The sequence below is a fragment of the Streptomyces sp. NPDC096013 genome (assembly GCF_044763565.1).
Classification (GTDB): Bacteria; Actinomycetota; Actinomycetes; order Streptomycetales; family Streptomycetaceae; genus Streptomyces.
This window is the reverse complement of record NZ_JBIWGK010000003.1, coordinates 603,073-616,362: the sequence shown is the minus strand read 5'-3', so window position 1 is coordinate 616,362 and position 13,290 is coordinate 603,073. Positions and strand designations below refer to the sequence as shown.

Annotated in this window: 13 protein-coding genes; 12 read left to right on the top strand and 1 reads right to left on the bottom strand. The window is 69.0% G+C overall.

Annotated features, from left to right (window positions below; translation table 11 throughout):
• Positions 1-231: 231 nt before the first annotated feature.
• Positions 232-1,920 carry a hypothetical protein gene (locus ACIRB1_RS14240; protein ID WP_403465703.1) on the top strand — a complete coding sequence of 563 codons (1,689 nt, stop codon included), beginning with the start codon at positions 232-234 and terminating at the stop codon, positions 1,918-1,920.
• Here ACIRB1_RS14240 and ACIRB1_RS14235 read toward each other — a convergent pair.
• Positions 1,902-2,111 carry a hypothetical protein gene (locus tag ACIRB1_RS14235; RefSeq protein ID WP_403465702.1) on the bottom strand — a complete coding sequence of 70 codons (210 nt, stop codon included), beginning with the start codon at positions 2,109-2,111 and terminating at the stop codon, positions 1,902-1,904. The genes ACIRB1_RS14240 and ACIRB1_RS14235 overlap by 19 nt on opposite strands.
• Positions 2,112-2,392: 281 nt before the next feature.
• On the opposite strand from ACIRB1_RS14235, the gene ACIRB1_RS14230 reads away from it, so the two are divergent.
• The 11 genes from ACIRB1_RS14230 to ACIRB1_RS14180 all read left to right on the top strand — a co-directional run bounded on the left by ACIRB1_RS14230 (position 2,393) and on the right by ACIRB1_RS14180 (position 13,264).
• Positions 2,393-2,779, top strand: a complete 387-nt coding sequence (locus ACIRB1_RS14230) for a hypothetical protein (protein ID WP_403465701.1) — start codon at positions 2,393-2,395, stop codon at positions 2,777-2,779.
• An 86-nt stretch (positions 2,780-2,865) separates the two neighbouring features.
• Positions 2,866-3,024, top strand: a complete 159-nt coding sequence (locus ACIRB1_RS14225; protein ID WP_403465700.1) for a hypothetical protein — start codon at positions 2,866-2,868, stop codon at positions 3,022-3,024.
• Between the two features lie 1,079 nt (positions 3,025-4,103).
• Positions 4,104-5,819 (top strand): 2-isopropylmalate synthase, encoded by a 1,716-nt coding sequence (gene leuA, locus ACIRB1_RS14220; RefSeq protein ID WP_403465699.1) that lies wholly within the window; start codon positions 4,104-4,106, stop codon positions 5,817-5,819.
• 206 nt (positions 5,820-6,025) lie between these two features.
• Positions 6,026-6,796 carry a thioesterase II family protein gene (locus ACIRB1_RS14215; protein WP_403465698.1) on the top strand — a complete coding sequence of 257 codons (771 nt, stop codon included), beginning with the start codon at positions 6,026-6,028 and terminating at the stop codon, positions 6,794-6,796.
• A 54-nt stretch (positions 6,797-6,850) separates the two neighbouring features.
• On the top strand, positions 6,851-7,165 hold the full coding sequence (locus ACIRB1_RS14210; RefSeq protein ID WP_403465697.1) for an acyl carrier protein: 315 nt from the start codon (positions 6,851-6,853) through the stop codon (positions 7,163-7,165).
• A complete protein-coding gene (locus ACIRB1_RS14205) occupies positions 7,162-8,406 on the top strand; it encodes a cytochrome P450 (protein ID WP_352183179.1) in 1,245 nt (414 codons plus the stop codon). Before ACIRB1_RS14210 ends, ACIRB1_RS14205 begins: the two co-directional genes overlap by 4 nt.
• A gap of 107 nt (positions 8,407-8,513) precedes the next feature.
• The gene (locus ACIRB1_RS14200) at positions 8,514-8,729 is read left to right on the top strand and encodes an MbtH family NRPS accessory protein (RefSeq protein WP_403465794.1); all 216 of its coding nucleotides are present in this window, start codon (positions 8,514-8,516) and stop codon (positions 8,727-8,729) included.
• Positions 8,669-9,484: a thioesterase II family protein gene (locus ACIRB1_RS14195; protein WP_403465696.1), complete on the top strand. Its 816-nt coding sequence runs from the start codon at positions 8,669-8,671 to the stop codon at positions 9,482-9,484. The genes ACIRB1_RS14200 and ACIRB1_RS14195 overlap by 61 nt, the downstream gene beginning before the upstream one ends.
• 17 nt (positions 9,485-9,501) lie before the next feature.
• Positions 9,502-11,304 carry an amino acid adenylation domain-containing protein gene (locus ACIRB1_RS14190; RefSeq protein WP_403465695.1) on the top strand — a complete coding sequence of 601 codons (1,803 nt, stop codon included), beginning with the start codon at positions 9,502-9,504 and terminating at the stop codon, positions 11,302-11,304.
• A complete protein-coding gene (locus ACIRB1_RS14185) occupies positions 11,301-12,530 on the top strand; it encodes a cytochrome P450 (RefSeq protein WP_403465694.1) in 1,230 nt (409 codons plus the stop codon). The genes ACIRB1_RS14190 and ACIRB1_RS14185 overlap by 4 nt, the downstream gene beginning before the upstream one ends.
• On the top strand, positions 12,527-13,264 hold the full coding sequence (locus tag ACIRB1_RS14180; RefSeq protein WP_403465693.1) for a thioesterase II family protein: 738 nt from the start codon (positions 12,527-12,529) through the stop codon (positions 13,262-13,264). The genes ACIRB1_RS14185 and ACIRB1_RS14180 overlap by 4 nt, the downstream gene beginning before the upstream one ends.
• Positions 13,265-13,290: the final 26 nt, after the last annotated feature.

Genomic DNA, 13,290 nt, shown 5'->3' with positions numbered 1-13,290 from the left:
GTCGGCCAACTCGGGTGATCTGCAAGGGGTGTTCGGGAGCTGTCAGGTGGCAGACCGTCCATACGGCGCTCCCAGGCACCGCTCTGTCAGAGCGCGTCACTAAAGTTCTCGATCAGCTGATTCTCGAACTCGCGTCCAAGTGTCGGCCTGAAGGTTCTCGACCTGGCGCAGCCCTTCCGCGCGCTCCGCACACTCACGCTTGAAGTCGACCGATTCCCTGGGGGGACCACCTTGAGACGCAGCACCTTCCTGGCGACGGCCACGGCAGCCGCCCTGTCCGCCACCCTGTTCACGGGGTTCACGGGACTTTCCCCGGCTCAGGCGGACGACGCCACCGGCGGTCCCGTTCTCTCCGACGCGGACGGCTGGGACGAACCCGGGCTGATCTTCGTGACCGCGCACTCCGACAGCCCCCTCACTCACATCACGGCCCACTTCTACCCGCTGGACGGACCAGCCGGCGGACCGGAAGCCGGGTCGGCCGAGGATTTCACCCAGTACACCGGGCAGGACGCGACGTCAGGGGTCTGGCGAGCGCCGGTCCATCTGGCCGACCTCGGCGACTACCGGGTGACCGTCGACCTTGAGGACGCCTCGGGCGCCACCGTCACCGGTGCCCTCTCCCCGCACACCCTGCGGTATCAGACCCTGGTCAGGATTCCCGAGCTGACCGCCACCCCCGCCGTGCCCGACTATCTCCACCAGCAGGTCACCGTCAGCGGCACTGCTGTCGCCACGGACCCCCGCCACCCGGACACCCCAACTCCCGCCGCCGGTGTGCCCGTCGACATCGAGACCGGACGCGGCCGGCTGAACGCGACCACCGGGGCCGACGGCCGCTTCACCGCCGCCTTCATCCCCGTCGAGCAGTCCGTCGACCTCACCGCCGCACCCGGGGCCTCCGACACCTACCCCGGCGCGATCGACTTGCAGACACCCAAGAAGTACCACCTGCACACCACGCAGGCCCCGGTCCGCTTCACCGCCAGCACCCACGCCCTGAACCTGAAGCAGGGAGCCACCGGCACCGTCACCGGCCGCGCGGAGATCCAGACCACCGCCGGCTGGCAGCCGCTGCCGAACACCACGATCAGCCTTGCCGGGCTCGACTCCCGTAACCAGCCCTCGTTCGAAGTCGGCGAGACCACCACCGACAGCCACGGCTCCTACACGCTGCACGTCTCCTCGTACAACGCCGCTCCGGCCGCCGAACTCATAGCCGGCACCGACTACATGCCCTTCCAGCAGGTCGCCACCGAGCCCTTCAGCCTCCACGTTGCCTACACCACCCACATCGACACGAGCGCGCAGCTCAACGACGACTCGTCCCTGCACGTCTCCGGCTACGTCTACTACGAGGACGCACGCGCGCACTGGCCCGCCAAGCCCACTGTCACCCTCCAGTACTCCAAGGACGGCAAGAGCGGCTGGAAGAACGCCACCACCATCCCCGTCCCGATCCGGCACAACAAGCCCCAGTTCGAGGAGGAGTTCGCCCGCACCTTCACCACGACGAACACCAACGCCTACTGGCGTGCCCAGTTCAACGGCAACCCCGACCTGGCGACCAGCACCACCAAGCCCGTTCACCTGGTCCGCTACGCCACCCGTATCACCGGCTTCCACGCCTCGCCCGACCCGGTCCGCAAGAACCAGCCCATTCGGTTCGCCGGCACGCTCCAGTACAAGAACGGCACTGCCTGGAAGCCGCTCAGCGACCAAGCACCCACCCTCTACTTCAAGCCCCGCGGCTCCACCGCATACCGCTACGTCACCGAACTGGGCACCGACAAACACGGCCACCTCATCGGCATGGTGACCGCCAAGCAGGACGGCACCTGGGCCCTCGCCCTCAGCCGTCAGACCGGAGACCGGTACCTCAGGAGTGCCCGGGTCACCGACTACGTCGACGTCCGGTGAACACCCGCCGGTGCCGCTGCCGCGGCGGTCTCTGCCAGGAGGTGGCGTACCGGGTTCAGCACGGTGAACCTGGGGGTGCCGCCGGCGTCATAGCTGGACAGGCGCACCAGGCCCCGGGTGCACAACAGGTGGACGGCGCTCAGCTCGAAGTCCCCGGCCGCCTGGTCCGGGGCGGCGAATGCCCGAGCCATGGTGAAGGGGAGCGCATGGCCGGCGAGCCGGTGCGGGACGTCGGCGTCGCGCGGATGCAGCGATGCGACGGACCCTCCCGAAAGTGATGTCGGCTCGTCGCCGCTGAGTCGGAAGTCAAGTCTGCGCTGAAAAATGGTCTTCACCGGCTTTTTTCGTCGGCATGAAGTGGCCCGGTCCGCAATATGACAGGCGCGCGGACCGAGGCCTTTTCCGGCCGTTGCACAAAGCGTCCAGGTGCCTGTCGTGGTGAGCGTCGTACCGTTCCCCGATGCTCGGGAGCATGTATCTCGTTCACGCGCTTCTGCACCCTTCCGATCACCCTGTGCCAACCGATTTCGCGGCCTTCGTCAGCGACTGCGCGGAACCCGACGATCAACTCGACCACGCTGATCTGCACCCGGACGCCGAGGACGGGCCGGTACTCGGCCTCTTTGTGACAGCCCCTTCCATGGCCGCGGCCGAGGGCACCGCTCGGGCTCTCGTGGAGCGTGCGCTGACGCGGCATCCAGTACTGGACGAGGGCGCGCTCGTGCGGTGCGAGGTGCCGTTCGTGTTGCCCTTCTACGAGTGGCTCGCGCTTCTCCCCGATGAGGGTGGACGGCTTATGCCAGGGCGCTTTAGGCCAGTGGAAACCGATGACAAGCCCGATACGGGTCGGGAAAAGTAATGGTCATCGGCCAGGGGGTTCCCCCGAAAGGCCAACTCCCACCACCCGGGGCCCTGGTCGGCCCTGCCCTGAAACAAGGAGCTGTCATGCCTGTCGCCAACGCCCTCAAGACCTCCCTCGTCGCCCTCCTGATCGTCCCCGCCGTCGCTCTCGCCGCCACCCCGCGGACGGGCTCCACCGTCGACCGCGCCGACACCGTCACGGTGACGCCGTCGGCCGGTGAGGACACCACCGGCTGGCAGTGACGCGGAGCCGGCTCCATTGCCGGACGAGGTCCCTCGCACCTGATTGCGATTCCCTGCGCTTTCCCCGCGGAAGAGGCTTGTCAGATGACTATCGAGGCGAATATCCCGCTCCTCGGCACCAAGGGAACCCAGTCGAAAACCCTCGGTCGCGTTTCTCCGCCCGAACAACTCGACTGGACCTTCGACGAGTCGCCGACGGCCACTGCGGCCGATATGCAGAGCGACCGCCGGACGCGGAAAAGCGCCCTCCTGACATGCCTTTGCGACGAAGCCGCCCGACAGGGCTGGACGGTCGCCTTCGACAACGCCGCCCCACAGCCGTTACGCGGATTTCCCCCCGGCCCCTTCGTAGGCGTCCGACGATCTGCCGGCCCGCCGCCCTCCCGAACCCGAACCCGCCCGCGGTCCGGACCGACGCGACGACCGTCCGAGGACGATGTTCCCCGCCCTCCGTACCGATGGGCCGCGGCACCTTTCCCCGGGCCCTTCGGCCGCCACCAGGCCGTCCGTTCTTCCGTACGCGCCCTGCCGGCGCCCCTCAGTTCACCGAGTAGCCGGGTCACCGCGGAGCACGCACCGGCGCTGGCCACCCACCGATCGGCACGCGGGCCGATCCCGTCACCTCGTCTTCGCCTGACCCATCAGTCGGTGGAGCAGCGACAGAACTGCGGCGGAGCTGCCAGAAGCAGATCGACCGGCACGGTACGAACACGCGCCCCGCGTCACTCGTAGCCGCCGAACCGGACCGGTGATCCGGACGCGGTCGGGCTCCTTCCACTCGCGCACCCGCCTCACCCGCTCACCCGCTCTCCGCCTCACCCGCTCTCCGCCTCACCCGCTCCCCGCCTCACCGGACTCCCCGCCTCACCGGCCTGGTCCGCACCCCGTGCCAGTCGACGGGGACGCGCCGCCCGCCCCGCGGGTCCGACCTTCACGTCACCACCCGCAATCACCCGCAAACCACCCCTCACCACCAGTCATCCCCCATCACCACCCGCACCACCCCCACAGGCCGCCCCCCCCGGGCCAGCGCGCCCACCAAGAAACGGACCCTCCTTTCCGACTCAGGCAGAGGACAGATGATGTCAAGCACACTTGCGGAACGGCCCACCTCCGCGGCCGGCACCTCCCTGACCGGTACCGTCCAGCAGCCGAGCGGTATGCCGGTGCATCGGTACAAGCCCTTCGTCGGCCCGGAACTGCCCGACCGCCGGTGGCCGACGCGCAAGCTGCGCAAGGCTCCGCTGTGGTGCTCGGTGGACCTCCGGGACGGCAACCAGGCTCTGCCCGAGCCCATGGATCTGGCGCGCAAGCACCGGCTGTTCCGGCAGCTCGTCGCCATGGGCTTCAAGGAGATCGAGGTCGGTTTCCCGTCGGCGAGCCAGGTCGATTTCGACTTCGTACGCGAGCTGATCGAGCAGGACCTGATCCCGCACGACGTGACGATCCAGGTCATCGTGCAGGCGCGTACCGAACTGATCGAGCGCACCTTCGAGTCGCTGCGCGGCGCCCCGCGCGCCGTGGTCCACCTGTACAACTCCGTCTCCCCGCTCCAGCGCGAGGTGGTGTTCAACGCGGACCGCGAGCACATCCTCGACATGACGGTCGAGGCGGTCCGGCTGATCACCAAGCTCGCGGAGGAACACGTAGGCGGGGAGATCCTGTTCGAGTACTCGCCGGAGTCGTTCACCGCGACCGAGCCCGACTACGCGCTGGAGATCTGCGAAGCCGTGATGGACGTCTGGCAGCCGGCCCAGGGGCGTCCGATCATCCTCAACCTGCCTGCCACCGTCGAGTGCACGCTGCCCAACGAGTTCGCCGATCAGGTCGAGTGGATGGACCGCAACCTGACCCGTCGCGAGCACATCAGCCTGTCCGTGCACCCGCACAACGACCGGGGCACGGGAGTGGCCGCGGCCGAACTCGCGGTTCTGGCCGGGGCCGACCGGGTGGAGGGATGCCTGTTCGGCAATGGCGAGCGCACCGGCAACGTGGACCTGTTGACGCTCGGCATGAACCTCTTCTCCCAAGGTGTCGACCCGATGATCGACTTCTCGGACATCGAGACGATCCGGCGGGTCGCCGAGGAGTGCACGCAGCTGCCGACCCATCCACGTCACCCGTACGCGGGCGACCTGGTGTACACGGCGTTCTCCGGTTCCCACCAGGATGCGATCAAGAAGGGGTTCGACTCGATGGAGCGAACGGCGCGGAGCGCCGGAGTCCTCGTCGACGAGACCCCTTGGGGCGTCCCCTACCTGCCGATCGACCCGAAGGACATCGGCCGTTCGTACGAGGCGATCATTCGCGTCAACAGCCAGTCGGGCAAGGGCGGGGTCGCGTACCTGCTCAAGACGGGGCACGGCTTCGACCTCCCCCGCCGCCTCCAGGTGGAGTTCTCCCGCCTGGTCCAGCGGCACAGCGAGGAGAGTGCCACGGAGGTCGGCTCCGCGCAGGTGTGGGAGCTGTTCACCAGGGAGTTCCTGGCCGAGGGCACGCGGCTGCGGGTGACCGGCGCGGCGGCCGGCGTGGTCGATGCGGAACTCGACGGAAGCACCCGCTCCTTCCGGGCCGACGGCGGCGAGGCATTCGCCGAGGCGCTGCGGGCCGCCGGGACGGACGTGGTCGCCCAGTCCCTCACCGTCCAGCCGGTCACCGCTGACAACTCCTCGGTGGTGGTCTACGCCGAGTGCGCGATCGGCGGCGAAAGCGTCTGGGGCGTCGGCCTCCACGCCAACGAGGGCGACGCGGCCGTGCGTGCCATCGCCTCCGCGGTCAACCGGGCCTTCCGGTAACACCGCGTCGGCTGGCGCAAGCCAGCCGTCAGTCCGCGTCAGTCGGCGCAAGCCAGCGGTAGTCCGCGTCAGCCGGCGCAAGCCAGCGGCAGTCCGCGTCAGCCCGCAGCAGACCCCGTAGGCCCGCGTCGGACCGGGCGCCCGCCACAGCACGGTCGACTTGGCAACCGGGCGACCGGAGCTCAGGAGAGAGAGGTGAGACATCGATGTTCAGAGATCTCCGGAAGCGTCCCGAGGCGTCCCCCGACGGGCTGGCCGAGGAGCTGACCTGCTATTTCCTTCACCATGCGGGTGGTTCCGCCGCCGGTTACATGCCGCTGGCCCGGACTTTCCCACCTGGCTGGCGGCTGCGCGCCGTCGATCTCCCGGGCCGGGGCGCGGCCTCCCATCAGCCGCACTGCCGTGACGCGGCGGAGGCCGTGGAACTGCTCATGCCCGCCATCCTGGGCGAAGTGAGCGGCCCGTACGCCGTGTTCGGGCACAGCATGGGCGCCCTGATCGGATACGAACTCGTCCGGGAGCTGGAGCGGGCCGGTCGTCCGCCGGTCTGGCTAGGAGTGTCCGCGATGCCGGCGCCGAAGCTGGCGAGTGCCCACTTCTCGGAGCGCCGCGATCTGTGGCAGCCGGAGCAACTGATCGGCTTCGTAAGGAAGTTGGGCGGTACTCCGGAGGAGATGCTGACCGATCCCGGTACGGCGGACTGGGTGGTCGGCATCCTGCGGGGCGATCTGCACCTGGTGGACACCTACGCATACGCGGAGGGGCCACCCGTCACGGTGCCGCTGTCGGTCTTCATGGGGGCCGAGGACGAGCTGTCCACGCCCGAGCTGATCGACGACTGGCAGTCGTACTGCACCCGGCCCGTGCGGTTCCACTCCCTGCCCGGGGGCCACTTCTACCTGTTCGAGCAAGCGGAAAGCCTGGCCCGGCTCATGGCCGAGGACATAGAGCGGGTCAAAGAGACCGCACTGCTGTGATCACGGTCCACCTGAAGCAAGAGATCGATCCCGACTGCGAAGGAAATTCCGGCAATGGAATCGTCACTGAAGACCACCCATCCGCAATACGAGCGTGGCGAGACGTCAGAACAGCCGGGCGCGTGCCCGGACCCGTCTGTTCCCCTTGCGCAAGGGGTTGCGGAGATATGGGCAGAATTCCTCGACGGTCGTGAAGTCGGGGCGGATGACAGCTTCTTCGAGATCGGCGGGAATTCCCTTGTCGGTATCCGCATCCTTGACCGCCTGTCGCAGACGTACGGCGTCCAGCTGTCCGTACGCGACTTCTATCTGGCGCAGACCCCGGCCCGGATCGCCGAGCTGATCGAGCGGGGCAGGGACCGGACGTGAGGCTGACCCCGGGAGCCGGCCGCGACATCGACCTCGATGACGTCGATCTGCTCGACCTGGACCTCTACACATCGGGCGATCCACACCGGATCTGGGACGTGATGCGGGCAAAGGCGCCCCTGCATCACCAAGTGCTCGCGGACGGCCGGGAGTTCTGGTCGGTGACCCGCTACGACGATGTCTGCCGCGTGCTCGGCGACCATCGGGAGTTCACCTCGGAGCGCGGCACGGTGATCACCCATCTCGGGGAGGACGACGTCGCGGCCGGCGTGCTGCTGACGTCCACCGACCCGCCCCGGCACAGCGAGGTTCGCCGGCCGATCGCTCCCAAGCTCACCGCACGGGAGGTGAAGTCCTGGCAGGACGGTATCCGGCGGGCGGTCGTACGGTTCCTCGAACCGGCCCTCGACGGTTCCCCCTTCGACCTGGGCGAGCAGGTGCAGCGCCTGCCGGCGATCGTCACGGGTCCGCTTCTGGGCATCCCGGAGAAGGACTGGGACGAACTCGTACAGCTGACGTCGATGGTGATGGCCCCTTCGGACCCCCACTTCAGCCTCGGCAGCGAAGCGGCGACGCTGGCCATCGCCCACCACGAACTCGTCGACTACGTGACCCAGTGGGTCAGGCGGCGGCGGTCGGACGGAGGCGGGGGCGGGAGTCTGCTCGACCACCTGATGAGCGTCCGCGCGGGAAACGCGCCGCTGACCGACGAGGAGATCGCCCTCGACGGCTACAGCATCCTTCTGGGCGCCAACATCACCACTCCGTACACCATCTCGGGCACGGTGCAGGCGCTCGTCGAGCATCCCGAGCAGTACGAGAAGGCCGCCGCCGACCTGTCCCTGGTGCCCAACCTCGTCGAGGAGGGGCTGCGCTGGACATCGTCCGCGTGCAACTTCATGCGGTACGCGGTGAGCGACGTGGAGATCGGCGGCGGCACGGTCCCCGCCGGCGGAGCGGTCGTCGCGTGGATCGGGTCGGCCAACCGGGACGAGTCCCAGTTCCCCGACCCGCACACATTCGACATCACGCGCGGCAATGCGAAGCGTCAGGTCGCCTTCGGCTTCGGACCGCACTTCTGCATCGGGGCACCGCTGGCCCGGATGACCCTGCGCGTCTTCTTCGAGGAACTGCTCGTGCGGTTCAGTTCGATCGAACTCGACGGAGAGCTTCAGCATCTGCGGTCGATCTTCATCGCGGGGATGACGCATTTCCCCGTCACTGTCCAGAAAAGACTGTGAGAAGCCCCGTGTTAGGTACTCGGCAGGACCTGCCGAAAAGGCGGAAGTCGAGTAATCGGCAGGTGTCGCCGTCCTTGATATCACCCACCCATATCCCGACCGGAGTGATGATGAAAGAAACCTCATCGGAAGCAGCGGAGAGCGCCACATGGTTGGCGGTGCGCAATGAGCAGGGGCGGCACAGCATTTGGCCCGCCGGCCTTTCCGTGCCCCCCGGATGGAGCGAGGCCGGATACCGCGGTGACAAGCCCGGCTGCCTGGAGTGGATATCGGAGAACTGGGCGGACTCGCGTCCGGCCGGTGTGGGTCGGGTGCGGACGTGAGGATCCGAGAAGGCGGCCGGCAATGGCTCGTCCGCGACACCGATCCTGATGCGCGAGCTCGGGTGTTCTGTCTTCCGGTGGCTGGAATGGGCGCTTCCGCCTATCGCGGCTGGCCCACGCGGACAGGTGACATCGAGATCTGCCCCATCCAGCTCCCGGGTCGTGAGAACCGGTTCAGGACCCCCGCTCACACGTCCATGGAGGCGTTCGCCAAGGAGGCGGCCGACGCACTCCAGCCGTACCTGGACAAGCCCTTCGCCTTCTTCGGCCACTGCTTCGGGGCGCGTCTGAGCTACGGCCTCTCGGTCGAGCTCGCCACCCGCGGCGGTCCGCTGCCCCAGCGGATCTTCGCCTCCTCCTGCCTGGCTCCCCACCGCGGTGGCTACTTCGGCGGCGGTCGCTCCGGCCCCTTCACACCGGAGACCACGGACGAGGAGTACCGGGAGGAGCTGCGCCACGGATGCGCGCAGCGCGGCGAGCCCACGCCCCCGGACGAACTGCTCGGCCTGTCCATCCAGGTGCTGCGGGCCGACATCGCACTGACCTGCGACTACCAGCCCCCGGGCCCCGGCAGCACCCCTTTGAACGTCACCACCATCTCCTGGACCGGGGACACGCACATGCGTCCCGAGGAGATGGACGAGTGGTCGGCCTACGGAGACGTGCACCAAGTCCTGCTGACCGGCGACGACTTCACCCACCGATCGGCACCGGCGGACCTGCTTCAGGTCATCGCAGACGGTCTCCCCGAATGAACAGGAGTGCTCACACCGTGAACACGGACGACCGCACTGCCCTCGGCGTGCCCCTCACCCTCACCGACCTCTTCGCCCGGTCGGCCGCCGCACACGGCGACTCTCCGGCGGTGTCGGACGACTCCGGCCGCCGCCTCACCTACGCCGAACTCGACCGCGCGTCGGCGGAACTGGCCCAACGCCTCATCGACGAGGGCGTACGACGCGAGGACCGGGTCGGCATCCACCGCGAGCGCGATGTCGACCTCGTCATCAGCATCCTCGGCGTACTGCGAGCCGGCGCGGCCTACGTGGCCGTGGACCTGCGCTACCCGAAGGCCCGGCGCGAACTCATGCTCCGCGCGGCAGACGGCCGCGTCACCCTGGTCGGCCCGGGCGAGCGCGAACAGCTCGGTGACCACGTGCGCACCATGGTCTGGGAGTACGACGCCGAACGTGCCCTGGCCGGCGCGCCGATGGCCGACCTCCCCGAGGCCGCTCCGCAGGACGCCGCGTGCGTGCTGTTCACCTCCGGCTCCACCGGCATCCCCAAGGGCGTCGTGGTCGAGCACCACAACCTCGTGCACTTCGCGGTGAATCCGCTGCTGCCGGAGCTCAGCCCCGCCGACCGCGTGGCCCAGATCGCGAACATCTCCTTCGACACCTTCCACTGGGAGCTGTGGAGTTCGTTCTGGGCCGGCGCCGAGATCGTCATGATGCCCTCGGTGCCCGACCTGGTGAAGGGCGACCCCGGCCGCGAGCTGCGCCGCCGCCGGATCACCGCGCTGCTCTCGCCGACCATGGCCTTCAACCACATCGCGGCCGAGGACTCCGACGTGTTCTCCTCGCTCCGCGTGCTCCAGACCGGCGGCGACGTGGTCCGTCCCGCCGCCTGCCGCGACGTGCTCGCGAGCAGGTTCGCGGGTCAACTGGTCAATCTGTACGGGCCCACCGAGGGAACCACCGCGGCCACCGCGTACACCATCACAGACGTGGCGCCGGACGCGACGAGCGTGCCCATCGGCGCGGGCCTCGCCGGCGTGGAACTGCACGTCCTCGACGCGCGGTTGCGGCCGGTCCCGCTGGGCACACCGGGCGAGCTCCACATCGGCGGAGCCGGCGTGACCCGCGGCTATCTGCACGATCCCGCACGCACGGCGGAGCGGTTCCTGCCCGACCCGTTCGGCACTCCCGGGTCCGTGATGTACGCGACCGGCGACCTCGTCAGCAAGCGCCCCGACGGCGTACTGGACTACCTCGGCCGCAACGACGACCAGGTGAAGATCCGCGGCTACCGGGTCGAGCCGCGCGAGGTGGAGCGTGCCCTGCTGGCCTGCTCCGGCGTTCTCGACGCCGCCGTGCTGCCACAGGGAGAGGGCCAGGACAAGCGACTCGTCGCGTTCGTCGTCTCCCACGGCCGGACCACCATGCCCGAGGTGCGCGCCTACGCCGAGTCGACCATCCCGGACTACCAGGTGCCCTCCGAGTTCGTCCAGGTGCCGGAGATCCAGTCGACCCCGCACGGCAAGCGGGACACGGCCGCCCTCCTTGAGCTCCTGGGCGACCGGGACCGGCGCCGCAGCGACTACGTGGCACCGCGCACGGACAGCGAGCACTACCTCACCCGGGTCTGGGAGGAGCTGCTCGGCACCGAGCGGATCAGCGTCGGTGACGACTTCTTCGAGCTCGGCGGCAACTCGATGCTGGCCTTCCGCATGAGCCGCCGGATCAGCCGGGACCAGGCGGCGGGCATCGGTCTGGAAGACGTGCTCGGCAACACCGTGCTGGCCGACATGGCGCTCGCCCTCGACGCCTCGCAGAGCAAGGGGCAGGCGGGATGACGCGGATTCTGGAGTCGGCCGTGGACATCGACCTCAACGACACCCAGGCCTTCGTCACGGGCGACCCCCACGAGTTGTGGGCGCGGCTGCGCAAGGAGGCCCCGGTCCACTGGAACCCCACACCCGAGGGCGGGTTCTGGGCGCTGACCAAGTTTGACGACGTGCTGATGGCCTTCCGGGACACCGAGACGTTCAGCTCGGAGCACGGAACCGTCATCGGCGGCTCGTTCCGCAACGAGGTCGACACCGCCTCCGGGCGGATGCTCGTCACCTCCGACGCGCAACGCCACCGTCAGCTGCGCCGCCGGATGCACCGGGTGTTCTCCGCCAAGATGATCGAGCGGGTGTCGGAGACGGTCCGCGAGCGGGTCGCCGTCGTACTGGACAGGATGTGGGCCGACGGCGGCGGCGACTTCGCCACCGACGTGGCCCGCGAGCTGCCGGCCGGCGGTCTGATGGCCCAGCTGAACATCGGACACGCCGACGCGCTGCACCTGCTGCGCCTCACCCAGACCATGATCGGGTACCGGGACGAGGACCACTCCCTCGGCATCGCGCACGAAGGGCTCCGGCTCGCGACCGCCCAGGCGGACATCTTCGACTTCTTCCTGGACCTGATCGCCGAGCGCCGGGCCGAACCGGGCGACGACGCGGTGAGCATCCTGCTGCAACCCGAGCCGGGTGAGCGTGAACTCGACGAGGACACGCTCCTGTTCAACCTGATGAACCTGGCCATCGGCGGCAACGAGACGACCCAGCACAGCGCCAGTGGCGGTCTGCTCGCGCTGATGGACGACCCGGCGCAGTGGGAGGGCCTGCGGGCGGACCCGAAGCTGGTCGGCACCGGTCTTGAGGAGTTCGTCCGCTGGACGTCCACCGCCTCCTATGTGCAGCGGCAGGTCACCAGGCCTGTCGTGGTGCGCGGTGTGGAGCTGGCGGAGGGCGACTCGGTCACGCTGTGGACGGCGTCCGCCAACCGCGACGAGGACCAGTTCCCCGACCCGAACGGGTTCGACCTCGGCCGTACCCCGAACCGCCATGTCGGCTTCGCCAGCGGACCACATCACTGCATCGGTGCCGCGATGGGCCGTACCGCGCTCGCCGCCCTGCTCCAGGGACTGCGGGAGCGGCCCGGCCGGCTGGTCCCGGCCGGCCCGACCGTGCGGCTCCGGTCGAACTTCATGCTGGAGTACAAGAGCGTTCCCGTCGAGGTGACCGCGCCATGAGCGTCTGGACGCTGCAACCCGTTCCGGCCGACGGCGACTACCTGGTCTTCGGCGTGCCGTACGCGGGCACCGGAGCCGCCTCGTTCAAGGCGTGGCCGCGGGAACTCGGCGCGGGCCGGTTCTGCGCCGTGCAACCGCCGGGCCGGGAGAACCGGTTCGGGGAGGACCATGTCGGCAGCCACCAGGAGTTCGCCGAGGGCCTGGTGGCGGAGATCGCCGACCGGCTGGACCGGCCGTACGCGCTGATCGGTCACTGCGGTGCGGTGCCGTTCCTGTTGCAGATCGCGGCGCACCTGGAGAAGCAGGACCTGCCGGCTCCCCGGCGGCTGTTCGCCTCCGGGTGGGGTGCTCCGCACAAGGGGCTCTACGGCAGGCTCAACTTCGTCGACCTCGACGAGGTCGACATGACCGCCGAGATCGAGGAGCGGTGCACGGCCCTGGGCTACCGGCTGCCCCCGGAATTCCTTGAGATCGCCGCGGAAACCCTGCTCGCCGACGTGCGGTTGCAGCGCGGCTACCGGGCCGAGGCACTGCCCAGCCGGAACATCCCCGTCTCGGTGATCGGCTGGACCGAGGACGCTGTCGTCCCCCAGGCCGACGTATGGCCCGGATGGGACGAGTGCGCCTCGGCGACCTACCACGTCCTGGCGGGCGATCACTGGGAATTCCTCCGTTTCCCCCAGGAACTGCGCGACCTCGTCGAGCGCGAGATGGCCGCCGCGATCAACCAGTAGCCGGCTGCCGCGGCTCGTGACCGCCG